Origin of the sequence: Chitinophaga sp. 22308 (genome assembly GCF_052045305.1) — a bacterium.
Taxonomy (GTDB): Bacteria; Bacteroidota; Bacteroidia; order Chitinophagales; family Chitinophagaceae; genus Chitinophaga; species Chitinophaga varians_A.
Window position 1 is genome coordinate 1,008,619 of record NZ_JBQEOP010000001.1, and the last position, 23,039, is coordinate 1,031,657.

The window sequence follows — 23,039 nt, forward strand, 5'->3', positions numbered from 1 at the left end:
AATATGATTAACGGTAAGCGGTGTGTACGGCTTTGGCCAGCACATCAGGGCGGCGGTTGTAAGGTGTTACAGGCGCCACTTCCCTGTCTATGTTGAGCAACGTGTACACAGCAGTGCGGGCGGCCCTTACGGAGTATTCCTCTGTAAATACCATGTCCTGCGGTATCTCCACAAACTGGCTGATCATAGCGAGGTTGGTGGAACCCCTGGGCACTACCGGCGGCCGGTCGGACTTGGCATGTGGCTGAAACAACGCATCGATGTAGGGCATCATAACGGGGATGACGTTCACTACGCTCTCTTTGATTTCAGTTTCATGTTGTTCAAAATGCAGGTGGTGTAGCAACTCGGTGAGGATTTCTTCCCCGGTGCAGTCGATCATTCTTTTCTGCACAAAATCGCCCGTTTTGTCGGGATAGAGGCCGTAGCCCCAGAAGATGGTGGTATCCTCGCCCTGCGCTTTAAAATGCGGTTGCGCTGCCACCACGATAGACATCCGCCAGGAGGAATCTTTGAAGGTCATCAGTGCGCCGCTGCCGGGCTTGTTGCCGGAGAAGGCTTCTATGAGCTTCAGCATTTTGTTGCCCCGGAAGGTGGCGGTAAAGGAATACCATTTTGTTTCATCGGGTTTGCCGAAGAAAGGGTCCGGATTACCGAGGCGTGGTTTTTTAAGCGCAATCTTTTTCCACAGCGCAAAAGAAGGCGGATTGTCCGGCAGGTACCGGGCCGGCGTTTTATAGTCGCCATTATCGGAGTTGTCCGTGATACAGCCGTTCGTGAAGAAACAGAGGTCACCTTCCTGTAACGCGATACTGCCTGTTTGTCCGTCGGCGTCCTGATATTGTATAGCCGTTACTGTTATACCGTTATCATCTTTGAAAATAAGATCGGTCACGGTCCTTTTCAGGGAGTAATCGACCCCGAATTTGTCGAGGTGTTTTTTGATGGGAAGGATGACAGATTCATATTGGTTGTACGGCGTCCTGGTGACGCCTTCCAGCGTGTCTATCCTGGAGAACTCGAGGATCATGCGGTTCATGTATCTTCTGAATTCGAAGAGGCTGGACCATTCCTGCCATGCGAACGTGGTTTGCCACATGTACCAGAAATTGGTGGTGAAAAAGTGGTCGCCGAACCATTCGCGGATGGTCATATGGTCCAATTCATTTTCGTCGGTGAAGAAGAGTTTGAGCATCTTCATCCGGTCGTCATGATCGAAGCCCATGGAATGCACGTCGAGGATTTTACCGTATTTATCGATCAGTCTTGCTTTGGCGTGGGTGGGATTGGCATGGTCGAAGGCCAGTATTTCGTCTTTTACGGAGATATTGGGCATTTCGAGGGAGGGAATGCGGCTGGTGAGGTCCCAGAAATTCTCATATGTTTCTTCGTTAAGCATTCTGCCGCCACGGCATACAAAGCCCTCCTGTTTGGCGCCGGCGCCGTCGTTGCTGCCGCCTAGAATGGGCAGTGCTTCGATGATGTGAATGTTTTCTCCTTTGAAACCAGCGTCTTCAATCAGGTAAACGGCTGCGGCCAATGAAGCGAGGCCTCCGCCTACAAAATAGGCGTGTTTGTTGCTATCGTGCATAATCAATCAATTTTAAGCAGTTTAACGGAGTTGTGTGTGATGACTTAACAACCGGGTGGTTGTTTTGTTGTCTCAGGGTTGCGGGATAACTGCAGTGGTGTATAATGAGTACAATTTCCAGCCGAGCGTTTCATACAGTGCTTTGCCGGCAGGTGTAGCCACGAGTATGCCCTTTTTGAAGCCACGCGAGACGGCTTCCATGGTGAGGGCGTTCATAACGGCGCTTCCCAGTCCGCGGCGCTGATGTGCAGGCGTGGTGGCGATGCGGTCGTAAATAGTATAGTCGTCAACGATAGCCAGCAGGCCACTGGCGGCTGTTTCGCCGTCGGCAGTGTATATGGTGGCTGCGGGGCCGGCGCTGGTGGTGGTAACAGTAAGGGTGTATCCTTCAGGAAGCCGCACCCCTGGAGGGTGAACAGGCAGGGAGCAGGTCATCATGAATCCGGGGCGCTGTATCTCCCAGCGGGGAGGCAGTACGGGTCTTACGAGGGAGGCCGGCGCACATACTTTCAGAAAAACCGCCGGTTGGAAAATGGTGTTGGCGAAGTGAAACAGACCGGGGCCAAGTGCAGAAAAAACGTACCGTTTTTGCTGGTCTGGCCATCCTACATCTACCCGGAGTCCGCCGTGGTCGGCTATTGGAGGTGGGAGTTCCCGCGCCAGTGACCAACCTTTCAGCCATGTTTCCACTGTCTGAGGGTCTGCTTGCTCATATGTTTCTTCTGTTGTCATGAGGCACAATAAAGGTAGGCATTTGATGTCTCCCAAAAACATCTGTTATAGTAAAATATTCAAATTCTGTGTCTGTTACATATTCTTCCGGTGGATTAATTTTGACATCAAAAACAGGAAATCATGGAAACAGATCTGACGTACCTGCCGCCCAACCTGCCCGTCCCAACAGATGACGGCGCCTGTGATCATCTCGACGGATTACAAATACCGGATATACAATTAGCTGACACAGACGGCACGATGCTGCGCCTGCGGAATATCCCCGGGAGACTGGTCATTTATTGTTATCCGATGACAGGGCCCTCCCATATCCCATTGCCCCCCGGATGGGACGAGATACCCGGCGCCCGCGGATGCACACCGCAGGCCTGTTCCTTCCGTGACCACTATCAGGAGCTGCAACAGTTACAGACAACTGTCTTCGGCATGAGCACGCAGTCACCGGAAATGCAGCGCTCCGAACGGGAACGCATACACTTGCCTTTTCACCTGCTGAGCGATGAGCACCGGCATTTCAGCGAAGCACTCAGGCTACCTGTGCATATGGTGGACTCACTCATTCTCATCAAAAGACTGACGCTGGTCTTTGAAAATGGTTACATCCGCAAACATTTTTATCCTGTATTTCCGCCGGACAAACATATCGATGAAGTGCTGGCTTACCTGAAAGCAACCGCTGTATAAACCAGCTTTTGCTTATTTTTGCGGGATGAAGTACATAGATTGTGTTGGCCTTATCGTAGTGGAAAACAGAGAGCTGATGCTGGCTTTCAGTAAAAACAAAAATGCCTGGTACCTGCCCGGCGGGAAAGTGGATGCCGGCGAAACACCGCTGCAAGCCATGCAACGGGAAATAAGAGAAGAGCTGAATATGGACCTCGCGGCCGACAGCCTGCATTGGTATTATCACATTACCGCGCCGGCTTTCGGCGAAAACAATGTGGAGATGCGGCAAAACTGTTTCCTGCATCAGTTGCGGCAAACACCGCAGCCATCAGCGGAAATAGGCGCCGTGCGTTTCTTCAGCCTCGAATCTTACCGGAAAGAACAGCATCAGGTACGCGGTGTATTGCTGGCATTTGAAAAACTGCAACAGGATGGCCTGGTGGATTAAGAATACTGCATGAAAGTCATTCGTCATCAAGATCATATCGATATTATGCCTGAGGAAGGCGAAGAGATCACTATTCACCGGGAAACAACATATCCCGGCAGGGTAGTGGTCTTTAAACGCTTGTCGGAAAATGCCTGGCAGGAAATCCATTTCGATAAAAACAACGGAACATTGATCAGCCGTGAAGAACGGGAACAAACGTTACCCGTTTTACACTTTGACTTCGAGGAGGCTGGTATTAAAGCTGAAGTGGAACATGTATTTCTGGACACGATTAACTTTAACGGCTATACGCCCTTGCACAAGGATACGGAAACCATACGTGTCCGGCTGTTTCGCGAGGGGAAAGCGTGTGGCCATGGCGTTCGTGAAGTCCGGGTAAATGAAGGAAGATATGATTACGCTAAAGCCGCGCGCCATGATGTGGACAGTTTGCTGCAAACGGAGGCTGGCAAACGGAAGTTTGATCTCTTCCTGCGTGATACATATGCCCATTTGTCTATGGAAAAAAAGATTCACTATCACTACGGCCGCATCCTCTTTGAAGACAGGATGCAGGGCGGCTATCCTTCCGGTTATACCAGTCCCGCAGCAAGCTATTTCGCCAAATGGTTCATAGATACTTTTTCGCCCTATAACACCGATTGTATCGGTACTTTACAGGAGATCGCGAAGCGGTTCGATCTTCACATCGATGAAACGCAGTTACGGGAAATGGTCCGCTATGAATTACACAGCGCTGAATGGCGGACCATCGCCGGTCAGCTGGGGCTGCTGGACAAATAGCCACTGCCGCGTAACGGGTTTCATCAATGCTGAATAATGTTAAAGTCAATTCAATTTTTGTAATCCCGCCCGGAAAAATCTAAGTTTGCAGCCCATTAATACTACGGCCATGCAACGCATGCACGAACTTCTCCGTCAACAGGTAAATATCACTGAAGAAGACTGGCGCACTTTTTCTGCCTGCTTTGAAGCTAAAACCTATCCGGCTAAAACTTTCTATCTGCAGGCAGGGGAAACGGAGAACTATCTCACCTTCGTGGAAAGCGGTGTGGTACGTTTTTATGTAGAAGCTGCCAATGGCGATGAAACGACCGTCGGATTTGGTTTTGACGGCTGGTTCATGTGCGTGTACAGTTCGTTCTATACCCGCGAGCCTTCGCGTTATTACGGCGAAACCATCACTGAAACAAAGTTGTGGCGTATTCACTACGATGATATGCAACGGATGTACGACCGGCTGCGGGTCGTGGACCGGATCGGCCGGCTGGCAACGGAACAAATGCTGCTCATCAAATCGGAACGGGAACTGTCGTTGCTGACGAAGACGGCGGAGGAGCGTTACCTGGACCTGCTCAGCAAGTCCCCGCAGTTGTTCCGTTATGTGCCCCTCAAGCACCTGGCTTCCTATATCGGCATTACCCCGCAGGCGCTCAGCCGTATCCGCAAGCGGATTTCTTAACCCAGGTTCATCTGCCCGGGGATGTTTGTCAGCTACCTTTGCTGAAAACTATGTGAAGTGAGCCAAAAAGACCCATTCCGCCAGATATCGCGCGGCATCTACACCTGCCTGGAACAGACTACCGGTGCGTCCTATGATTTTAAGGCAGGCTATTACGAGCGGCTGGTCAGCACCCACTGGTTCAACCGCCTCTTCTGGGACACCTCCCGCAACGATTACCAGGAGTTTGCGGCCAAAGGAATTCTACGTACAGCCGGCACCGTATTGGACATCGGTTGTGGCGGCCTTGCACAAACATCACAGTTGTACCGGGCCACCGGCAATGACTGCATACTGCTGGACCGCTCCGTCGAAATGCTTAAGATAGCCCGGGCCAGGCTCTCTGCCGATAACGGCCGGCTGCCTTCCAATATACAGCTGCTGCAAGGCGACGCTTTTCAGTTACCTTTTCCCGACCATACCTTTGATACCGTATGCAGCTTTGGCACCATTCATCTGTTTGACAACAAACGGGCGTTTGTGGACGAAGCCTTGCGGGTGCTGAAACCCGGCGGCAGATGCTACTTCTATTCCATGACCAGCGAGCGGAAGATCAGCCGCATTTTTATGTCTTCCCTGCGGCTGGTGCATGAATTCGGCGAAGTATACTCTGCGGCGCAAACGCTGTCATTGTTTCACCAGCGGCCGTTGCTCGTCAGCAGTCATCTGATCGGCAGTACTATATTCATGGAGGGACTGAAAACGAAATAAGTTATTGCTCCGCGGGTACTGCGCGGGATTGCGCCCTGGCAGACCATCCTACAATGACCAGGGCTATTATGCTCCATAACAACAATTGCCAGGTGGCCATGTCCCAGCCGCCATACTGCCACGCTGCCACACCGCAGGAGGTGCCCAGGGCCGCACCCATGAAATAGGCCGTCATATATACGGTATTGAGCCTGCTGTGGGCATGTTCGTGCAAGCTGTATATCCGGGTGAAATTAGTGATCTGTGTGGCCTGTACGCCTACGTCCAGCAGGAAGATGCTAACAGACAACAACAGTATGGAATGAGGGAATATCTTCAGCAGCAGAATACTGACAATGACCATCGACACGGTCAGGAACAGCGATTTGTAAACCTGTCCTTTGTCTGCCAGTTTACCGAAGAGAGGGGCCGCCAGTGCGCCGCCGATAGCGATCAGGCCAAACAATCCGATACGCGAGGCGGAATAATGCAACGGCGCCGCGCTCAGGTGAAAAGTCAGCGTTGTCCAGAAAGAACAGAACGTCCCAAACGTAAAAGCACCCAGCAGCGCGGCCTGGCGTAATACGCTATATTCCCCGATGAGTTTTACAGTAGAGGATAACAGTTGTGGATAACTGCCCTGGAATTTTGGAGGTATCACCGGCAGGTAACGGTACAGGAGCACCGTCACAATAAGCACCAGCAACGCCGATATGGCAAATACATAGCGCCAGCCCAGCAGATCGGATACTGCGCCCGCTACCACCCGCGCGCCCAGTATGCCGATGAGAATACCGGCAAACACACGTCCTACGGTTTTACCCCTGTCGCCTGTGCTGATGGTCGCCGACATGGGCAACAGTATCTGTGCCGGCGTAGAACCGATGCCGACGAAAAAGCTGAGCAGGCAGATCAGCTGTATGCTGCGCGCAAAACTTAACAGCAGCAAAGAGAAGAACAGCAAGCTGGTCAGGCCGGTGATCAGTTTTCTGCGGTCCAGCTTATCGCCCAGCGGCACTACGAAAAACATGCCCAGTCCATAACCCAGCTGGGCAAGGGTAGACACTCTTCCCGCTTCACCGGCAGTAGCGCCGGTAGCGGCGCTGATATCATTCAGGATAGGCTGGTTGTAGTAAATATTGGCCACTGTCACCCCGGCGGAAATAGCCATCAGCGGGACCGTGAATGGATGGTAAGGCGTTGTTTTCATCTTACAAACCTACATTGGCGGGGCTGCGGAAAACTTGTACTTTTGAGGATATTACTTGTATCAAAATGAGATTGATCCAGCACGACGATTTGTTTATCCGGCATTTCCAGGCAGGGGAGTGGCCCTTTGAACTGCATAACCACAACCATTTTGAACTGATCTTTATTCATCACGGAGCAGGTACGCACCAGCTGAACGGAGAGACTTTCCGTTATGCCGGCCCTTGTGTGTATGCGCTGGCGCCGGAAGATGAGCACATCTTTTATATTGAGCAGGAGACGAAATTCACGGTACTGAAATTTACCAACGTATATCTCGGACAGCAGTTGCAGGCTGCCGCCAAAGAACTGTGGGAGCAACGTTTTCAGCAGCTGATCGTTGCCACGCGCTCACATGGCATACCGGCGGCGTTGCCGGAAGCGCTGGCCCGCATCGGTAACGTGATGCTTGTCATTGCGGCGGAATGGACATTGCGTCCGGTGCCTTCCAACGAGGGCGTGTTGCATCTGATACGTGGCGTGCTGGCGATGCTGGCGGAGCTGCTCACAGAAACGGAGCAGGGGCCGCTGCGGTCTGTAGCGCTTACAAAGGCCATGCACTACATCCACACACATATTGCCACTCCTGAACAGCTGCAGCAGGAGGTGATGGCGCCGGCGCTGCAAATGGGAAAGGCGCGGTTACAGGGATTGTTTAAACACGAGCTGGGCACTTCTGTCCGGGATTATATCAATGAATATAAAAGCCGGCAGATCGAAAACAAACTCCGTTACAGTGATATGAGCATTAAGGAAATCGCCGTCAGCTACGGGTTTGGTGATCTCAGTCACCTGAATAAGTTCTTCCGGAAAATGAAAGGCATCAACCCCCGTTCTTACCGGGCGCAGTATAAATCAGGTGAGGACGCCTGACAGGAAATCTGCATAGAAGTCGGGAACAGGGCTGTTACGTATGCCCGTTAACGTTAATTCCATATCATACTCCACTTTTTGTATCGTGGCACGGAACAGTTCGGCCAGCGTAGGTGCGTTGCTGTTACAGATCTCCAGCCGGAGGTAAGACGCCAGCCGGTCGGGCTCTTTGCTGCGCCCGGCAGAGCCGGTATTGATGGCGGTTTTCAGGCCGTTGCTGATGGTGCGGACATACGACAGATGGGTATGTCCGGTGATGAGGACGTCTGCGCCGGCATTGTCCATCATTTCCTGCAGCGCTGCTTCGGGGTGATCGGCGTAGAGGTACGTCTCATTGCTGTCGGGAGTGCCGTGCGCCAGTAAAATACGGTAGCGTCCAAAGTGGAGGCGCAGCAGGGATGGCAGAGTACGGAGGAACTGTTTGTTATCGGCGGTGATGGTGTTGCGGGTAAATTCGATGGCGGTCAGCCGGGCGGTCCTTTCTTCCGGTCCGTGTTTGGCCAGGGGCTTCACGGGGAGGTCAAAAGCGATACGTTCGTCGTGGTTGCCCATAATAGTCGGAATACGCAGGGAACGGACCCGTGCTATCACTTCGTTGTGCCAGGGGGCGGCGTCGGTAAGATCGCCCAGGCAATAGAGCTGGTCGGCCCCATAGCGGGAAATATCTTCCAGCACGGCTTCCAGGGCAGGCTGGTTACCATGGATATCACTGATAACGGCTATTTTCATCATCCTCTCTTTGGGATGAAGGTAGGAAAGGGAGGGGGAAGAAAAATGGTATTAATAGCAGGAAAAGTTGTAAAAATGCAACGGGCCGGCTTTAAGAGCCAGCCCGCTGAAAATATTTACAATAGTTTTTATTTCGCCGGTGTGATCACGAGTTTTTTGAATTCAATCGGACCGTGGTCGCCCTGAATATAGATCGGACCGGGTTCACCTTCATTGCTGTCCAGTGCGCCGCCGGTGATGCCGGGGATTTCCTGGTTGTTGATCACGGTTTTACCGTTTACCACGATGGTGACCATGCGTCCGATGAGCGTGATGTCGTAGGTCTGCCATTTGTCGGGGCCGAGCGCGTTGATCTCGCTGGGCGCCAGGAAACCATATACACCGCTGAACAGTACGCTGGACGGGTGAGTGTCCGGGCTGCTGTCTTCGATCTGTACTTCATGACGGCCTCTCAGGTAGATACCGCTGTTGCTGCCTTTCTGGTATCTGAATTCAGCGTGCAGTTTGAAGTCGGTGAATTTCTGCTCGGAGACGAGGTTGGCGCCGGAGTGCGGGCTGGTGAGGATGCCGTCTTTTACTATCCACTGGTTTTCTTTGCCGGCGGCTTTCCATCCGGAGAGGTCTTTACCGTTGAACAGGTTAATGGGCTTGCCCCAGGCAACGGCGCCGGTTTTTTTCAGGTAAGGGGCTTTTACGCCTTTCCAGTTGTATTTTTTGCCTTCGCTGGTGGTGATGGTGCCCTGGATGCCGGCGTCGGTGAGTTCACCTTCGATAACAAAGTCCTGGTTGCCGCCTTCCCATTGTGGCGGGATGGAGAAGTTGAATTTACCGTTGTCGAAGTTGACTTTCGCTACGGGCCGGGCGCTGCCGGAGGTGCCTACAAAGTATCCCACGAGGGTTTTGAAGCCGGAGAGTTTCACTTCCAGCCAGGAGGGGGCGGATTTACCGTTTTCGTCGATGGTGATGTCCCAGCGGCCGATCAGAGCTTTCGCATCTGTGGGCGCCTGAGCAGTGCAGGGCTGCGGGCGGCCGGATGCCATTGCCGGGGCCATGGCTCCCAGTGTTAATAAGCCGCTCATGCCGAGTACCAGGATGTTTCTGCGCATATGTATCATGTTTTAGCTGATTCTTGAAATCTTTCAGCAGAACAAGATACCGCTTATTCGCATTTTTCCAAATGCCTATCTTACCTCAAACCGCAGGTATTTGCTGAATACGCCCATCGTGGAGATGCCCTGGATGACGCATACAAATACGCCGGGAAGATCGTTGAGCCGGAAAGAGAAATTGGCGTGGCCCTGTTCGTCGGTGTTGATCAGGTGGTTCCAGTACAGGGTGGTATTGTAGTTGCGGGCGGCGACGGTATCGCTGGCCTGCTGGAATTCCGGCGCCTGGTATACCGGTTTTACTTTTTTCACGTAGCCGGGTTCCTGTTGGGGGGCGGGTACTTTAGGGTTTGCGGGAGCAGGGGTGATGTCGGTGGCTGCCGCTGTTTCTTCCGGCGTGAAGATGGTGCTGTCGGCCATGTCTTCCGGCGTATAGGGGTAGTTGATTTTGGCAAGCTGGTGATTGACTCTTTCGATATCATTCAGAAAATTAATTTTAAATTCAGACTGGTTACCTTTCACTACGCTGAGGATAGCGTCCGGTTGTCCGGAAGGGGTGAACAGTTGGTAGGAGTTGAGGCAGAAGATCCCGTCTTTATTGGTTTTCAGGGTAATCATTTCATTGTTTTTCATGAGCAGCATGGGGATGGGTTTCTTCACTTTTTTAGTGCCTTTGGTGACGAAACCGCTGACCGGGTTAAGTTCCTGTTGCGCGGTGGAAAGGTCTACCGATGCGGGGAGCCGGTATTGGTCGATGAAATAGTAATGGCAGATGTCCCATTTATCGTGTTTGCGCAGTCTTCTTTCACACACGCAGGCGACGGAGAACAGTCCCTGTATGGCTTTGCCGGTAGTGTCGGTCAGTACCACGCGGCAGTTGACCATGCCTCGTTGCTGATAGGCCACAGAATCTGTTTCCAGCCGGATGCAGATATTGGAGTCCGGTATTTTCAGTTTAGCAGTACGGGTGGTATCTGCCGGCGTTTTTTTCATTTTAAAGGCGGGCTGATGTGGTTTGCGGACGGATATCCATTGCTGGAATTCCTGTTCGTGGTTGTCGGCGATGTAGTTGTTGGTGTAGCCTACGAGGGCGTAGTCGCCGGAAGGCAGGCTGTCCGGCAGTTCCAGCAGACCTTTGCAAACGCCGCGGTCGAATGCAAAACGTTCGTTGAGCACCGGTTTATGGGTGACTGGATTGATGAGGGCCACGAAGAGCGTGTGATAGGGGAGGGTGTCGGTCGCCCGGATATTGAGGAGGTAACCGGTGAACCATATTTTTTCCGCGGGCGTGTAGATGTGTTTGTCCGTGTGGATATACAGCCCTGTGGAGTTGATGTCCCTGTTTTGCGCATGGCAGGGGATGTACAGTATGTACAGAATAATGCTCAGTTGCAGGAGTGTAAAGTTTTTCATGGCTGTTTGGTTGTAGTCAGTTTTCGATATAGACCGGGACCGGCCGGGTTGTGATGGTAATGATGCTGGTGCAGTCCTTACCACGTTACTGCAATACTACAGCAGAATCAAGGCCTAAGTCTCCTGATCTCTCTAAAAACCAGCGATTAACGTGAGATTAACATGCTGTCAGACAGGCCCTTCCAAAAAAAAGTTCCAGCCCTGTGATTTTTCTCTTCATCCGGCGAATAATAAAGCAGTAACATTATTTTTTATCAATGGATTCCGTTATTACAGATCAGTTCCTGGCCGTAGTAGAGGCGCACAAGGGCATCATTTACAAGGTGGCCAATGCCTGGTGCAGGCAGGCAGAGGACAGGAAAGACCTTGTCCAGGAGATCATTGTACAGTTATGGAAGGCATTTGGAGGTTATGACAGCGGGCAGGCGCAGTACAGCACCTGGATATACCGTATTGCGCTGAATGTGGCCATTTCCTTTTACCGTAGGGAAACCCGCCGTCAGGCCGCGACAGACAGGCTGAAGGCGGCGGTGCTGGAAATGGAAGGCAACGGGACTGTAATAGAAACAGATGAACAGCTGCAATTGTTGCAGCGGTTCATACATGATCTTCGGGAGATGGACCGGGCGCTGATACTCTTGTATCTGGAAGAAAAAAGCCATCAGGAAATTGCGGAGATACTGGGCATCTCCGTGACCAATGTGGCGACGAAGATCGGGCGGATCAAAGTATTGCTGAGGCAGCAATTTTCACGTATTAAAACGTAATCGTCATGCAAGACACAGACATTATTCATCTTTGGAAATCGTACGAAAAGCAGTTGGACGAAAACCTGTTCCTGAACAAAAAAAACGCAGCAGAAATTACCGGCATTAAAATTCATTCATCTATCGCCGCTATGCGGCCCATCAAATACTTTGCGTTGCTGGCGGGCATTTTATGGGTTGCATTTATTGACACGCTGCTGGTCGGCATGTTTAACACCGCCAGCCCGTTTTTCCTGGTGTCAATGGGCGTCCAGTCACTGCTTACCACCGTTGCTATCGGTATCTACCTCTATCAGCTGATATTGATCGAAACGATAGATATTTCCGGGCCGGTGCTGGACACACAGGAAAAGCTGTCCGGACTGAAATCTTCTACCTTGTGGTGCGCCCGTTTGTTATGGCTGCAACTGCCGGTGTGGACTACCTTTTACCTTCATGCGGCCATGTTCATCAGGGAAAATGCATGGTTGCTGGTGATACAAGGGATCGTGACAGCCGGCTTTACCATCGTGGCGATCTGGCTTTTTATGAATATCCGTTTTGAAAACAAGAACCGTAAATGGTTCCGGTGGCTCTTTGAAGGAAAGGAATGGACGCCTGTGCTTCGGTCCCTGGACATGCTGGAGGAGATAAAGGCGTTCCGGGAAGGAAAATAAGGCAGGAGTGGAAAGGTGCAGGCCACATCTTAGATATCATTTCAGATGGGGCCTCCTGCGTCATCAACAAATCGTAGCCCAGGGCTTCAGCCCTGGGGCTATTGGCGGCGCAGGTTATATTCAGCCCCGTTGGTTTTTTCAGCCTGCCCGGGCGCCTGTATGGAACGTTCCTGCAGCTGAATGGTATTATCATCAATGATGCTAAAGGAAGTGCCCCGGTCGGCCAGATTTTTATAAGTGAGATAGATGCTTTTGTTGGCGGCGTCATAGCTCCATTTGCCGGTGTTGTCCATCTGGTGTTCCGGCTTGCCTTCTTTGGACAGATAACTTTCTTTCATGCTGAAAGTGGAGTCTGTATGGAAGGTAATGGATATGTCCTTTTTTTGGGCGCCACCGGGAATAGTGCCTTTGAAAGTACCGGCATTAAAAGCGGCTGTTTCGGGAGCGGGCATGGGCGCAGGCATTGTAGAATCGGGTATTTCCTTTTGCCTGGAGGGATTGCTGTTATTACAGCCCAGTGTAATAGCGGTGGCTACCGTACAGATGAGAAAGAAAAAAGGCGTTTTGTTCATACAGCGGTTTTTATGCATTAACAGCGGTATGCCCGGGTTTGTTTGACTTGGAGGGTCAATGTGCAGAAGTTTTGGAAAACAGGTTCACGATGATCACGCCGACGATGATGAATAACAAGCCGATAATTGCGGCGGTGTCCAGCTTCTGGCGGAACATCACCACGCCGATGACAGATACCAGCACAATGCCAAGGCCGGACCAGATGGCATATGCTATGCCGAGCGGAATTTGTTTCAGGGTAAGGCTCAGGCAATAAAAAGCAATGGCATACCCGGTGACAACGGTGACGGAAGGCCAGAGACGGGAGAACCCTTCAGAAGCTTTCAGCGCGGAAGTAGCAATTACCTCCGCAATAATGGCAATCAGTAGTAGTACGTATTTCATCTGCATCGGTTTACGGCTAAAGTAACAGATGCTCCCCGGAAAAAAAATTTTTTGTCTGATGGAAAAACAGGCGTTCGGCATTTTGGCGTATAGGCTCAATTATATACCGACAGTGGTGTCGCCACTGCTCAAAAGATGGCTGGCAGGGAGGCATCCGGGAGAATCGTGTAATGTATGCCGTTACCTCCAAAAGGCGGACTGACAGGAAGAAGAACTGAATAAATCGTTTATTCGAGGCCGTTATACGCAGCAGATGGGCTGACTGAAAGAGGGATAGGTTAATCAAGTGCCGGTTATTTGAAAAAGAATAACTGGTTTTACTTAATTTAGCGCTTCCTATACTTTGTATTTATTTATGCCAATGACCAAACTGATCGCTATTGCACTGTTAAGCTCCCTGCCCCTGATTGCCGCTGCCCAGAAAGATTCACTGCCGGACAACGGATTAAAGCCCCTACAGATAAAAGGTAACCTTATTCTGCCGGGCATAGGCATGTCGCTGGAAAGAAAGTTGTCCCCTAAAACCACGTTGCACGCGGAGATAGACCTGATGGGAAGTTACTATTACACTTACAGCTCGTACTATGGAGGCGACTGGGGGTATGAACTGGTCCCCGCGGTCCGGCTGGAGGAACGTTTTTATTACAACCTGCGCAAGCGTCTTGCCCGCGGCAAGTCTTTGCGCAACAACAGCGGAAACTTCCTCGCTGTCAGCGGAAGTTATTTTTTCGGACCGGTGGCCAACAGGAACATGCGCAGCCAGTGGTCATTTTCATTGCAGCCGCTATGGGGCATGCAACGGGGCGTAGGCAAACATTTTAGTTTTGATGCCCGCTTCGGCCTGGGACCGGTATATTACAGCGATGTCCGCAGATGGGAGGTACAACCCCGTGCACAATTAATGTTGGGTTATGTCATCAGATAAACGTTCACGGTTATACGTAGCTGCGCTGGTGTTACTGGCTGCTGGCTGGACGGCCTGCTCACAGGGCCTGCTTAAAGGGTTTACGGTGAACGGACGCGAGCACCGGTCGGATTACATCCCCCTGAAAGTGAAAAAAGGGCGTAAAAAAATCCACCCGTCCATGTTATTCAATGAAGCAATGCGCGACTACTGGATGGCCCGGAAGTGTTTCCCGGCCACGCTGCAACAGTTTGAGTATTCGGGAGACAAAGCCCGCAGGGCGGTGAGAGACATGCGGGAGTCCGGATTTACGCAACTTGAAATCGGATATTCGCTGCTGGATTCCATGGAGATATTTTTCCGGCATAAGCCGGTGTTTAATCCTGTGATCGATGATGCTTCACTGGCGGTGGATGCCAGCGGGAAATTCATATACACCGCAAAAGATTCTTCGGTGTTTAGCATCACCAGGCTGGACAGGGGATTGTTCACACGATAAAGGCACGACGAAGATACAGGTGCGGCATGCTGATTTTTTTATTAACTTGGATAGCTAACCAAGACCTGTTTCCATGAAAATCGCGACTTATAATGTCAATGGTATCAATGCCCGTTTGCCGGTGCTGCTACGCTGGTTGAAAGAGTCTGCGCCTGACGTGGCCTGCCTGCAGGAGCTAAAAGCGCCGCAGGAGAAATTTCCGGAGCTGGCTATCCGCGAAGCGGGATATGATGTGATATGGCATGGCCAGAAGAGCTGGAATGGTATTGCTATCCTGTCTAAAGTAGGTGTGCCGCAGGAAATCAGAAGAACGCTGCCGGGAGATGAGGAAGATGTACACAGCCGCTATATGGAAGCTGCTATCAACGGGGTATTGATTGGTTGCCTGTACCTGCCAAATGGCAATCCTGCGCCAGGGCCGAAGTTTGACTATAAGCTCAGCTGGTTTAAGCGGCTGACGGCTCATGCACAGGAACTGCTTTCGCAGAAGACGCCGGTCATTCTTACCGGTGATTACAATGTGATGCCTACTGACCTGGATGTATATAAACCGGAACGCTGGGTGGATGACGCCCTGTTCAGGCCGGAAATAAAATCGGCTTTCCATGCGCTGGTGGCGCAAGGCTGGACAGACGCTATCCGCAAGCTGCATCCCGATGAAAAGATTTATACTTTCTGGGACTACTTCCGTAATGCTTACGAAAGGGATGCCGGCCTGCGGATAGACCACTTTCTGCTGAGCCCCGAGGTAGATAAGCGCCTGGTGGCTGCGGGCGTGGACCGTCACGTGCGGGGATGGGAGAAGTCCAGCGACCATGCGCCGGTATGGATAGAACTAAAAGGCGCGTGATCAGGCAGGGGTGATTTTCTGTACTGCTGTCAGTACTTCCAGCAACTCGGCCTGCAAACTTTTGCCTTTGTCTTCATTGTACCACTGCTGTAATTCGATCTTCGTCCGTTCAAAGTCTGCTTTCTCTGCTTTCAGCCGGTTGTACAACACCTGGCATTCGGCGGGCCTGGGGCCCCATACGGCCATATCATTGCCGTCCTGGTCACGGATGATCAGTTTGGGGATGGACCTGGTGCCGTTGGTCAGATACTGTTCTATCAGGAAAGGAGGTGTATCACGTAACTGTATGTCGATGGTGATCAGCGGATTCAGTGCCGCTATTTTGTGCAGGAAAGGCACAATATGCGCAGCATCGCCACACCAGGGTTCGGTGATGATCACCCACTGTTGCGGCGCCGTGATATTTTTTACCGCAGCTGTGATGTCTTCGTTGATCACACTGGTTTTCAGCCAGCGTTGTTGTCTCGACCAGTTGAGTTTTGTATAATTGAAATAGTCGGGGTTGCTGTAAGGAGCCTTCGGTTCCGCGTCTTGCAGGATGTTCTCAAACAGCTGCAGATAGTCTGTAAAATTCATCTCTCACATTTTTATTGTTGAAGGCCGGAAATAATTTTCCGGAAGGCCGCAGCAGCATGGTGCACCTGTACGCTCCATTCTTCTGCTGCACCGCCATCGGCGCCGTCCGTGATATATTTCAGGCACAGAAAAGGTATATTCTCTTTCATGGCCACCATCGCGAGGGAATATGCTTCCATATCGATCACATTGTAATCAACAGTACTGTGGCCCGTCTCGAAATTGTCGCCTGTGCCGCAGATGCCATACTGAAAGCCGTCCAGCTGAAGACCATATTCCAGCACCGGTTCCAGGTTGGAGAATGGCGTTTCATATTTACGGTAGCCAAGACCGGTAACGTCCATGTCCCGCTGTATAAAACGGTTGCAGCATACTACTTCGCCACGTTTGAAAGTGTTACTGCCGGCAGAGCCCAGGTTGACGATCAGTGCGGGTCTTTCTTCCTGTATCCTTTTAGTCAGGTTAAAAGCGGCGTTCACCTTTCCGATGCCGGCGATCAGGATATTGTCCCCGTTAAATTCTTCCGCTGCTTCGGAGCTGAGTGCAAAGACAAAAAGTGGTCGCTGGCTCAACAGGCTGGTGATATGCTGCGTCTGTACTGACGGTTCCTGGATCATATATGTTCTACGGTTGTGTTAGTAATTGAAAACTGCCGCAAAGTTACGTTAAAATGCGGTAGCAGAGCGGTGTTTTGGGAGCGTGGTTACCTGTGGGATACCGCGATATTGACTTACATTTATTACTTTAGGCTTACGATGGACCCACAGCAACAATTTAATGACACCCTGCAGCAATGGATAGCTTTTCTGGACGATTATTCACTGGAGATGGTCTGCCGGCCAACCAGCGCCGCGGCATGGTCGCTAGGACAGGTATACAGGCATATTATCGATGATACCGGCTGGTATGTGGAGCAGGTGGAGACGGCATTGGTGAGCCGGGAACATCATGATCAGGAGATGACCGAAGAAGGCCGGCAGATACTGGCCAACGGGTTTCCGGACATACAGATTGCAGGACCTGCCACTAACACGTTTATTCCTCAGCCGGAAAGCCTTGACCAGCTGCGGCAAGGGCTGTTGTCCATCCAGCAGTCAGTTGCGAAGCTATGCCACGGCGGTGATTTTGCAGCTGCCAGAGGCAAAACGAAGCACCCGGGCCTGGGATATTTTACGGCGGCGGAATGGCTGCGTTTTGCGGTGGTGCATATGCAACACCACCTGCGGCAAAAAGAGAGAATCGACGCGCAGTTGTTTGCCGGTAATACAGTGAATAAATCAGTACTTATTCAGTCGCCGGCAGCGAATGTGTGGGAAATGCTCACTGTTCCTGAAAAAATAAAGCAGTGGATGATGGATACGCCGGTACAGGTTGCGTCCGACTGGCAGGTGGGCAGTCCGCTGGTGTTTACCGGTGATCTGCATGGGATACCTTTTGAAAACAAAGGCGTGATACTGCAACTGGAACCGGAAAAACTGCTGGTTTATACACATTGGAGTTCCCTCTCCGAAAGGCCGGATGAACCGGGGCAGTATGGCATTATCACCTTCAGGTTGACAAGCACCCCTGAAGGCACGGTGTTGGACTTCACCCAGACGAATACTGGCAAATACGCCACGGACCGGCATGTCAACTACTATTGGGGTACGGTGCTGGTGCTGATTAAAAGACTTTGTGAGGCCGCGGTTACATTAATCACCCCCATGAAAAAATAAGGGCTGTCGGTTTTGTTCTATTTTCCGGGGGTAGCGACGGGTAATTTTGGGTAAAGTTAAAAACAATGAAATACCTGATCATACTCCTTGCCCTATTAAGCGTAACTCCCATAGCCACTGCCACCATTCCGGAAGATGACAAGGAGAAAGCCCTGCTGGTGCTCCAGACCAAATGCAATATTTGTCATGTCCGCAATAACCCATTCCGCATTTTCAAAGAAAGGAACATGGAAAGAAATGCAAAGGACATCTATAAACAGGTGTTTGTAAAAGGACGTATGCCGCTCGGCAATGAAGTGAAGTTGACAGAGGAGGAGCGTGAAACGCTGAAGAAGTGGCTGGAAGCTAATATACATTAAGTATACAGTTGATAATCAATATATTAAAATATATTAGCAAGATCGGTATAGTAAAATTGCAAAATTTGTATAGTTTTTATGATTTTTCATTAAACATATCCTGTTTTTGTTGAAAAAATATTTCAAGATGTGATCATTTGTTAGTGAATATTTATAGTTTTGCATTAAACGTTGAAATATATCCAAAACAATCTTATATCAACTAACAAGATGATCACATTAACTGCAAAAACAAACGATATCCTCCATTTGGAGAAGGGAATATCCCTCATTAAAGATTATTTCCCGGCACGGTTAAGCCAACAGCTGTCGCTGACCAAAGTATCTGCCCCTTTGTTCGTTCAATCCGGTACAGGATTTAATGATGACCTGAACGGCGTGGAAAAACCCGTAAAGTTCAACCTGAAAAATATCCCCTATCCGGTGGAGATTGTTCAGTCACTGGCCAAATGGAAACGTATGCGCCTGCATCAGCTGGGGCTGGAGCCGGAACAGGGCATCGTGACAGACATGCGGGCCATCCGTCCGGATGAAGTGGTGTCGCCTGTTCACAGCTTTTACGTGGACCAGTGGGACTGGGAAAAGCGTATCCTGGCAGAGCATCGCCGTATCAGTTACCTGAAAGAGACAGTAGAACAGATCTACCAGGCTATCCTGGATACTAACGCCATGCTGGAGGAGGCGCACGAAAAGGCGCTGGACCTGCCTGCTTCCGTGTATTTCATCGATAGTGAAACACTGCTGAAACGTTATCCGGGCCTTACGCCCAAAGAAAGAGAAAACCGTATTGCGAAGGAATATGGCGCGGTGTTTATCATGGGTATCGGTGGCTTGTTGTCTGATCAGGCGGTGCATGATGACCGTGCCCCGGACTATGATGACTGGTCTACCGCTAACGAAGAAGGTTTCTATGGCCTGAACGGGGACCTTATCTTGTGGAACCCGGCTATGGACAGTGCGCTGGAGCTGTCTTCCATGGGTATCCGGGTAGACGCTGGCGCGCTTCGTGAACAGCTTGCACTCAAAGATTGCGAAAGCAGAAGTGAATTATTGTTCCACAGTAATGTATTAAACGACGTATATCCGTTGAGTATGGGTGGCGGCATCGGGCAGTCCCGCCTGTGCATGTTCCTGCTGCAGCGCAAACATATTTCCGATGTACAGTCCTGCATCTGGCCGGAAAATATCTAAATATTTAAATACTGAAAAAGTCCCAAAAGGTATGTGCTTTTTGGGATTTTTTTATGCCTGGAGATGTAGCGATACCACGTCTCCGATAACAATTATGGCCGGGTGACCGATGCCGGCTTGTTGTGCACGGAGATGAATATCGCTGACCGTGCCTGTTACAATGCGTGCTTGTGGCGTGGTGCCTTCCTGTATAATAGCTGCCGGCGTATATTGTTTCCCATGATCTATAAATATTTGCAGGATGTCCCCGAGGTGGTGCATGCCCATAAGGATAACGACTGTGGCAGTAGACTGCGCTGCCAGGGCGATGTCGCCGGAGAGTTGGCCGGAGCAGGTGGTGCCGGTCGTTACCCAGAAACTTTCCGCCACGCCCCGGGAGGTAACGGGTATCATCTGTGAGGCCGGTACCGCTGTGGCGCTACTGATGCCGGGAATAACAGTCACGCCTATATGATGTTGCTGCGCCGTAATAATTTCTTCCACAGCCCTTCCAAAAACGAAGGGGTCTCCTCCTTTCAGCCTCACCACATGGCCGTACTGTTGGGCCATTTCCACTATCAGCCTGTTGATTTCTTCCTGTGGCAGGCTATGTCGGCCGCAACGTTTGCCTACATACTGCCGGATGGCTTGCGGTGGCGCGTGATCCAGCAACGCCGGGTTTACCAGTGCGTCATATAGGACTACGTCTGCCTGGCCAAGCACACGGACCGCTTTGAGCGTAATCAGTTCCGGGTCTCCCGGGCCGGCGCCGATTAAAGATAAAAATGGTGCTTTCATTTATATGGTAAATAAATTAATGTTAAATAATTGCTGGCTGACCATTAAAAAACTACCCGTCCGGGTTGTTCCTGATCCACGCCTGCTAAGGGTAACCACTTGTTTTCTATTTATATTATAAATTAATTAATATGATTAAATTTTGTTTTGACTGTTTAAAAATACAGTCAAAACAACTAATTTCATAATCAAAATAGAATGATTGGTGTAAGGAATGATGGTAAGTGTTCTTAGAAATATCGTATTGAAAAATTCTTAATATAAATTCTCCATCCAAAATCTCTTCCAATGAAAATCGTGGTTATTGGAAATGGCATGGTGGGCTATAAATTCTGCGAAAAGATCCTCACCAAATCCCCCAAGACGCCTGTTGAACTGGTCGTATTTGGCGAGGAGCCCCGTCCGGCCTATGATCGTGTACATCTCACCTCCTGGTTTGAAGGCTCAACAGCAGATCTTTTAATGGCTACCACCGAATGGTACGAGCAGCAGGGCATCCGGCTGCATCTGGCCGACCCGGTAATTGCCATTGACAGACAGCAGCAAACAGTACGTTCCTACAGCGGCATCGTAGAGACCTATGACTATCTCGTTCTGGCCACCGGCTCCGCAGCCTTTGTGCCGCCCATACCCGGCGTAGAAAAAAAGGGCGTCTTCCTGTACCGTACCATTGAAGACCTGGAAATGATGAAGGCCTATGCGCCACAAGCCCGCAGCGGTGCAGTAATAGGCGGTGGCCTGCTGGGCCTCGAAGCTGCCAAAGCCCTGCTGGACCTAGGCATCACTAATATTCACGTGGTGGAGTTCGCGCCGCGGCTTATGCCCCGGCAGATAGACGACAAAGGCTCTCAACTGCTGCAGGAAAAACTGGGGCAGCTGGGCCTGAAAGTGCTCACCAGTAAAAATACCAGGAAAATAACCGGCGAAGAAACCGTCAGCGGCCTGCAATTTACAGACGACACGTTCCTGAAAACGGACATGCTGGTGATATCAGCCGGCATCAAGCCCCGCGATGAACTGGCCGTGGCTGCAGGGCTGGCAACCGGTCCCCGTGGCGGCATCGTGGTAAATGAACAACTCCAGACGTCTGATCCGCTCATCTATGCGATCGGCGAATGTGCCCTCTATCAAAACATGATCTATGGCCTCGTAGCACCAGGCTATGAAATGGCGGAAGTGGCGGCGTCGCATCTCTGCGGGGACAGCAAAGCCTTCACCGGTTTTGATATGAGCACGCGTCTCAAACTCATCGGCGTGGAAGTGGCCAGCTTTGGCGATCCTTTTTCACCCGCAGACAGCTGCCACAGCATTGTATTTGAAGACCGGCTCAAAGGCATTTACAAACGCATCGACGTTACACCCGACGGGCAACAGCTCCTGGGAGGCATCCTGATAGGAGAGGCCAGCGCCTATAATATGCTGCTGCAAACAGTGAAAAATAAAATGGCCCTGCCGGCAGACCCGGCATCATTGTTAGCACCGCCCGCACGGGAAGGCGCAGCTGTCAGCGCCGGTGTAGACGCGCTTCCGGACGAGGCGCTGATCTGCAGCTGTGAGAGCGTCAGCAAAGGCGCGATCTGCGAGGCGGTAACATCCGGGCACGAATCTTTCGATGATATCAAAAAATGCACAAAAGCCGGCACCTGCTGCGGAGGATGTGCGCCCATGGTGAAAGACATTATCACCGCCACGCTCAAATCACAGGGTAAATACATCCGCAATGTGATTTGCGAACACTTCGCCTACTCCCGCCAGGAAATGCTGGACATCATCAGGATCAATACACTGCGCTCTTTTGATGAAGTGCTGGACCACTGCGGCCACGGCGAAGGTTGTGAAGTATGCAAGCCAGTGGTGGCTTCCATCCTGGCCAGCCTGTGGAACGATATGATCCTGGCACAGGGTAATGACACGGCCCAGGATTCTAACGACCGCTATCTGGCCAATATTCAGAAAGGCGGTACGTATTCAGTGGTGCCACGTATCCCCGGCGGGGAAATCACTCCGGAGAAACTGATCACCATCGGCATGGTGGCACAGAAATATCATCTCTACACCAAAATCACCGGTGGCCAGCGTATCGATCTTTTCGGGGCGCACCTCAGCGACCTGCCGCTTATCTGGAAGGAACTGATCGATGCAGGGTTTGAAAGCGGCCACGCCTACGGGAAAGCGCTGCGTACGGTGAAGAGCTGCGTTGGCTCTACCTGGTGCCGCTTCGGACTGCACGACAGCGTGAGTTACGCTATCCGCATAGAAGAACGGTACCGCGGCCTCCGGGCGCCGCATAAAATCAAATCGGCCGTTTCAGGCTGCATCCGCGAATGTGCGGAAGCGCAGTCCAAAGACTTCGGCATTATCGCCACGGAGAAAGGCTGGAACCTCTATGTATGCGGCAACGGCGGCTCCAAACCACAACACGCGGTACTGCTGGCCGCCGACCTGGACAGCGAAACGTGCATCCGTTACATTGACCGTTTCCTGATGTTCTATATTAAAACCGCAGACCCGTTGACCCGCACGGCCACCTGGCTCAATAAACTGGACGGCGGCATCGATTACCTGCGAAACGTAGTAGTACAGGACAGCCTGGGCATCGGCGCACAGCTGGAAAGTGAGATGCAGCTGCTGGTAGACAGCTACAAGTGCGAATGGAAGGAAGTAGTGGAAAACCCGGACTTGCGTAAACGCTTTTCCCATTTTGTCAACTCACCGGAAGAGAAAGACCCTACTGTAAAATTTGAGACCCTGCGCAATCAGAAGAAAGCTGCAGAGTGGAAATAAT

At 51.2% G+C, this 23,039-nt stretch carries 26 protein-coding genes; 15 read left to right on the forward strand and 11 right to left on the reverse strand.

What is annotated here, in order from left to right:
* Positions 1-7: 7 nt before the first annotated feature.
* Together ACTJJS_RS04095 and ACTJJS_RS04100 are read right to left on the reverse strand one after the other, a co-directional pair.
* Positions 8-1,591 carry an oleate hydratase gene (locus ACTJJS_RS04095; RefSeq protein WP_168869127.1) on the reverse strand — a complete coding sequence of 528 codons (1,584 nt, stop codon included), beginning with the start codon at positions 1,589-1,591 and terminating at the stop codon, positions 8-10.
* Between the two features lie 72 nt (positions 1,592-1,663).
* Positions 1,664-2,323, reverse strand: coding sequence for a GNAT family N-acetyltransferase (locus ACTJJS_RS04100; RefSeq protein WP_440662532.1), 660 nt, complete (start codon positions 2,321-2,323; stop codon positions 1,664-1,666).
* Positions 2,324-2,446: 123 nt separating this feature from the next.
* On the opposite strand from ACTJJS_RS04100, the gene ACTJJS_RS04105 reads away from it, so the two are divergent.
* The 5 genes from ACTJJS_RS04105 to ACTJJS_RS04125 all read left to right on the forward strand — a co-directional run bounded on the left by ACTJJS_RS04105 (position 2,447) and on the right by ACTJJS_RS04125 (position 5,655).
* A complete protein-coding gene (locus ACTJJS_RS04105) occupies positions 2,447-3,010 on the forward strand; it encodes a peroxiredoxin (protein WP_440662533.1) in 564 nt (187 codons plus the stop codon).
* Between the two features lie 25 nt (positions 3,011-3,035).
* Positions 3,036-3,440: an NUDIX hydrolase gene (locus ACTJJS_RS04110; RefSeq protein WP_440662534.1), complete on the forward strand. Its 405-nt coding sequence runs from the start codon at positions 3,036-3,038 to the stop codon at positions 3,438-3,440.
* Between the two features lie 9 nt (positions 3,441-3,449).
* Positions 3,450-4,226, forward strand: a complete 777-nt coding sequence (locus ACTJJS_RS04115; RefSeq protein ID WP_440662535.1) for a hypothetical protein — start codon at positions 3,450-3,452, stop codon at positions 4,224-4,226.
* 109 nt (positions 4,227-4,335) lie between these two features.
* Positions 4,336-4,905, forward strand: a complete 570-nt coding sequence (locus ACTJJS_RS04120; RefSeq protein WP_440662536.1) for a Crp/Fnr family transcriptional regulator — start codon at positions 4,336-4,338, stop codon at positions 4,903-4,905.
* Positions 4,906-4,962: 57 nt separating this feature from the next.
* A complete protein-coding gene (locus tag ACTJJS_RS04125) occupies positions 4,963-5,655 on the forward strand; it encodes a class I SAM-dependent methyltransferase (protein ID WP_440662537.1) in 693 nt (230 codons plus the stop codon).
* Position 5,656: 1 nt separating this feature from the next.
* On the opposite strand, the gene ACTJJS_RS04130 is transcribed toward ACTJJS_RS04125, so the two are convergent.
* Entirely contained in the window at positions 5,657-6,844 is a 1,188-nt protein-coding gene (locus ACTJJS_RS04130) for an MFS transporter (protein WP_440662538.1), read from the reverse strand.
* A gap of 65 nt (positions 6,845-6,909) precedes the next feature.
* Here ACTJJS_RS04130 and ACTJJS_RS04135 point away from each other — a divergent pair, with 65 nt between their 5' ends.
* Entirely contained in the window at positions 6,910-7,755 is an 846-nt protein-coding gene (locus tag ACTJJS_RS04135) for an AraC family transcriptional regulator (protein WP_440662539.1), read from the forward strand.
* Here the strand turns inward: ACTJJS_RS04135 and ACTJJS_RS04140 are convergent.
* From ACTJJS_RS04140 to ACTJJS_RS04150, 3 genes are all read right to left on the reverse strand, one after another.
* Positions 7,738-8,487, reverse strand: coding sequence for a metallophosphoesterase family protein (locus tag ACTJJS_RS04140; protein ID WP_440662540.1), 750 nt, complete (start codon positions 8,485-8,487; stop codon positions 7,738-7,740). The genes ACTJJS_RS04135 and ACTJJS_RS04140 overlap by 18 nt on opposite strands.
* Positions 8,488-8,612: 125 nt before the next feature.
* Positions 8,613-9,590, reverse strand: a complete 978-nt coding sequence (locus tag ACTJJS_RS04145) for a 3-keto-disaccharide hydrolase (RefSeq protein ID WP_440662541.1) — start codon at positions 9,588-9,590, stop codon at positions 8,613-8,615.
* Positions 9,591-9,665: 75 nt separating this feature from the next.
* Complete coding sequence (locus tag ACTJJS_RS04150; RefSeq protein ID WP_440662542.1) at positions 9,666-11,003, reverse strand: hypothetical protein; 1,338 nt, start codon at positions 11,001-11,003, stop codon at positions 9,666-9,668.
* A gap of 257 nt (positions 11,004-11,260) precedes the next feature.
* On the opposite strand from ACTJJS_RS04150, the gene ACTJJS_RS04155 reads away from it, so the two are divergent.
* Together ACTJJS_RS04155 and ACTJJS_RS04160 are read left to right on the forward strand one after the other, a co-directional pair.
* Positions 11,261-11,770, forward strand: coding sequence for an RNA polymerase sigma factor (locus ACTJJS_RS04155; protein WP_440662543.1), 510 nt, complete (start codon positions 11,261-11,263; stop codon positions 11,768-11,770).
* A 5-nt stretch (positions 11,771-11,775) separates the two neighbouring features.
* The gene (locus tag ACTJJS_RS04160; protein ID WP_440662544.1) at positions 11,776-12,426 is read left to right on the forward strand and encodes a hypothetical protein; all 651 of its coding nucleotides are present in this window, start codon (positions 11,776-11,778) and stop codon (positions 12,424-12,426) included.
* 98 nt (positions 12,427-12,524) lie between these two features.
* Here the strand turns inward: ACTJJS_RS04160 and ACTJJS_RS04165 are convergent, their stop codons facing one another.
* Together ACTJJS_RS04165 and ACTJJS_RS04170 are read right to left on the reverse strand one after the other, a co-directional pair.
* Entirely contained in the window at positions 12,525-12,998 is a 474-nt protein-coding gene (locus ACTJJS_RS04165; protein ID WP_343744898.1) for a copper resistance protein NlpE N-terminal domain-containing protein, read from the reverse strand.
* A 55-nt stretch (positions 12,999-13,053) separates the two neighbouring features.
* Entirely contained in the window at positions 13,054-13,383 is a 330-nt protein-coding gene (locus tag ACTJJS_RS04170) for a DMT family transporter (RefSeq protein ID WP_440662545.1), read from the reverse strand.
* Between the two features lie 361 nt (positions 13,384-13,744).
* Here ACTJJS_RS04170 and ACTJJS_RS04175 point away from each other — a divergent pair, with 361 nt between their 5' ends.
* The 3 genes from ACTJJS_RS04175 (at position 13,745) to xth (ending at position 15,636) form a co-directional block, all read left to right on the forward strand.
* Positions 13,745-14,308: a hypothetical protein gene (locus tag ACTJJS_RS04175; RefSeq protein ID WP_440662546.1), complete on the forward strand. Its 564-nt coding sequence runs from the start codon at positions 13,745-13,747 to the stop codon at positions 14,306-14,308.
* Entirely contained in the window at positions 14,295-14,786 is a 492-nt protein-coding gene (locus ACTJJS_RS04180; protein ID WP_440662547.1) for a hypothetical protein, read from the forward strand. Before ACTJJS_RS04175 ends, ACTJJS_RS04180 begins: the two co-directional genes overlap by 14 nt.
* A gap of 73 nt (positions 14,787-14,859) precedes the next feature.
* A complete protein-coding gene (gene xth, locus ACTJJS_RS04185; protein WP_440662548.1) occupies positions 14,860-15,636 on the forward strand; it encodes an exodeoxyribonuclease III in 777 nt (258 codons plus the stop codon).
* Here xth and ACTJJS_RS04190 read toward each other — a convergent pair whose 3' ends face one another.
* Both ACTJJS_RS04190 and ACTJJS_RS04195 read right to left on the reverse strand, forming a co-directional pair.
* A complete protein-coding gene (locus ACTJJS_RS04190) occupies positions 15,637-16,212 on the reverse strand; it encodes a thioredoxin family protein (RefSeq protein WP_440662549.1) in 576 nt (191 codons plus the stop codon). It lies immediately after the preceding gene.
* An 11-nt stretch (positions 16,213-16,223) separates the two neighbouring features.
* Positions 16,224-16,829 carry a 5'-methylthioadenosine/S-adenosylhomocysteine nucleosidase family protein gene (locus ACTJJS_RS04195; RefSeq protein ID WP_168869108.1) on the reverse strand — a complete coding sequence of 202 codons (606 nt, stop codon included), beginning with the start codon at positions 16,827-16,829 and terminating at the stop codon, positions 16,224-16,226.
* A gap of 138 nt (positions 16,830-16,967) precedes the next feature.
* Here ACTJJS_RS04195 and ACTJJS_RS04200 point away from each other — a divergent pair, with 138 nt between their 5' ends.
* From ACTJJS_RS04200 to asnA, 3 genes are all read left to right on the forward strand, one after another.
* Complete coding sequence (locus tag ACTJJS_RS04200) at positions 16,968-17,927, forward strand: SRPBCC domain-containing protein (protein ID WP_440662550.1); 960 nt, start codon at positions 16,968-16,970, stop codon at positions 17,925-17,927.
* A gap of 65 nt (positions 17,928-17,992) precedes the next feature.
* Positions 17,993-18,286 (forward strand): hypothetical protein, encoded by a 294-nt coding sequence (locus ACTJJS_RS04205; protein WP_168869106.1) that lies wholly within the window; start codon positions 17,993-17,995, stop codon positions 18,284-18,286.
* Positions 18,287-18,496: 210 nt separating this feature from the next.
* Positions 18,497-19,477 carry an aspartate--ammonia ligase gene (gene asnA / locus ACTJJS_RS04210; protein ID WP_440662551.1) on the forward strand — a complete coding sequence of 327 codons (981 nt, stop codon included), beginning with the start codon at positions 18,497-18,499 and terminating at the stop codon, positions 19,475-19,477.
* A 51-nt stretch (positions 19,478-19,528) separates the two neighbouring features.
* Here asnA and cobA read toward each other — a convergent pair whose 3' ends face one another.
* Positions 19,529-20,254 (reverse strand): uroporphyrinogen-III C-methyltransferase, encoded by a 726-nt coding sequence (cobA, locus tag ACTJJS_RS04215; protein ID WP_440662552.1) that lies wholly within the window; start codon positions 20,252-20,254, stop codon positions 19,529-19,531.
* Between the two features lie 288 nt (positions 20,255-20,542).
* On the opposite strand from cobA, the gene nirB reads away from it, so the two are divergent.
* Positions 20,543-23,038 carry a nitrite reductase large subunit NirB gene (gene nirB / locus ACTJJS_RS04220; RefSeq protein WP_440662553.1) on the forward strand — a complete coding sequence of 832 codons (2,496 nt, stop codon included), beginning with the start codon at positions 20,543-20,545 and terminating at the stop codon, positions 23,036-23,038.
* The last annotated feature ends 1 nt before the right edge of the window (position 23,039 follow it).

Excerpts from the sequence above, each read along its gene's own strand:
- ACTJJS_RS04095 (WP_168869127.1), bottom strand. The coding sequence starts at position 1,591 with ATGCACGATAGCAACAAACACGCCTATTTTGTAGGCGGAGGCCTCGCT.
- ACTJJS_RS04100 (WP_440662532.1), bottom strand. The coding sequence starts at position 2,323 with ATGACAACAGAAGAAACATATGAGCAAGCAGACCCTCAGACAGTGGAA.
- ACTJJS_RS04105 (WP_440662533.1), top strand. The coding sequence starts at position 2,447 with ATGGAAACAGATCTGACGTACCTGCCGCCCAACCTGCCCGTCCCAACA.
- ACTJJS_RS04110 (WP_440662534.1), top strand. The coding sequence starts at position 3,036 with ATGAAGTACATAGATTGTGTTGGCCTTATCGTAGTGGAAAACAGAGAG.
- ACTJJS_RS04115 (WP_440662535.1), top strand. The coding sequence starts at position 3,450 with ATGAAAGTCATTCGTCATCAAGATCATATCGATATTATGCCTGAGGAA.
- ACTJJS_RS04120 (WP_440662536.1), top strand. The coding sequence starts at position 4,336 with ATGCAACGCATGCACGAACTTCTCCGTCAACAGGTAAATATCACTGAA.
- ACTJJS_RS04130 (WP_440662538.1), bottom strand. The coding sequence starts at position 6,844 with ATGAAAACAACGCCTTACCATCCATTCACGGTCCCGCTGATGGCTATT.
- ACTJJS_RS04135 (WP_440662539.1), top strand. The coding sequence starts at position 6,910 with ATGAGATTGATCCAGCACGACGATTTGTTTATCCGGCATTTCCAGGCA.
- ACTJJS_RS04140 (WP_440662540.1), bottom strand. The coding sequence starts at position 8,487 with ATGATGAAAATAGCCGTTATCAGTGATATCCATGGTAACCAGCCTGCC.
- ACTJJS_RS04145 (WP_440662541.1), bottom strand. The coding sequence starts at position 9,590 with ATGCGCAGAAACATCCTGGTACTCGGCATGAGCGGCTTATTAACACTG.
- ACTJJS_RS04150 (WP_440662542.1), bottom strand. The coding sequence starts at position 11,003 with ATGAAAAACTTTACACTCCTGCAACTGAGCATTATTCTGTACATACTG.
- ACTJJS_RS04155 (WP_440662543.1), top strand. The coding sequence starts at position 11,261 with ATGGATTCCGTTATTACAGATCAGTTCCTGGCCGTAGTAGAGGCGCAC.
- ACTJJS_RS04160 (WP_440662544.1), top strand. The coding sequence starts at position 11,776 with ATGCAAGACACAGACATTATTCATCTTTGGAAATCGTACGAAAAGCAG.
- ACTJJS_RS04165 (WP_343744898.1), bottom strand. The coding sequence starts at position 12,998 with ATGAACAAAACGCCTTTTTTCTTTCTCATCTGTACGGTAGCCACCGCT.
- ACTJJS_RS04170 (WP_440662545.1), bottom strand. The coding sequence starts at position 13,383 with ATGAAATACGTACTACTACTGATTGCCATTATTGCGGAGGTAATTGCT.
- ACTJJS_RS04175 (WP_440662546.1), top strand. The coding sequence starts at position 13,745 with ATGACCAAACTGATCGCTATTGCACTGTTAAGCTCCCTGCCCCTGATT.
- ACTJJS_RS04180 (WP_440662547.1), top strand. The coding sequence starts at position 14,295 with ATGTCATCAGATAAACGTTCACGGTTATACGTAGCTGCGCTGGTGTTA.
- xth (WP_440662548.1), top strand. The coding sequence starts at position 14,860 with ATGAAAATCGCGACTTATAATGTCAATGGTATCAATGCCCGTTTGCCG.
- ACTJJS_RS04190 (WP_440662549.1), bottom strand. The coding sequence starts at position 16,212 with ATGAATTTTACAGACTATCTGCAGCTGTTTGAGAACATCCTGCAAGAC.
- ACTJJS_RS04195 (WP_168869108.1), bottom strand. The coding sequence starts at position 16,829 with ATGATCCAGGAACCGTCAGTACAGACGCAGCATATCACCAGCCTGTTG.
- ACTJJS_RS04200 (WP_440662550.1), top strand. The coding sequence starts at position 16,968 with ATGGACCCACAGCAACAATTTAATGACACCCTGCAGCAATGGATAGCT.
- ACTJJS_RS04205 (WP_168869106.1), top strand. The coding sequence starts at position 17,993 with ATGAAATACCTGATCATACTCCTTGCCCTATTAAGCGTAACTCCCATA.
- asnA (WP_440662551.1), top strand. The coding sequence starts at position 18,497 with ATGATCACATTAACTGCAAAAACAAACGATATCCTCCATTTGGAGAAG.
- cobA (WP_440662552.1), bottom strand. The coding sequence starts at position 20,254 with ATGAAAGCACCATTTTTATCTTTAATCGGCGCCGGCCCGGGAGACCCG.
- nirB (WP_440662553.1), top strand. The coding sequence starts at position 20,543 with ATGAAAATCGTGGTTATTGGAAATGGCATGGTGGGCTATAAATTCTGC.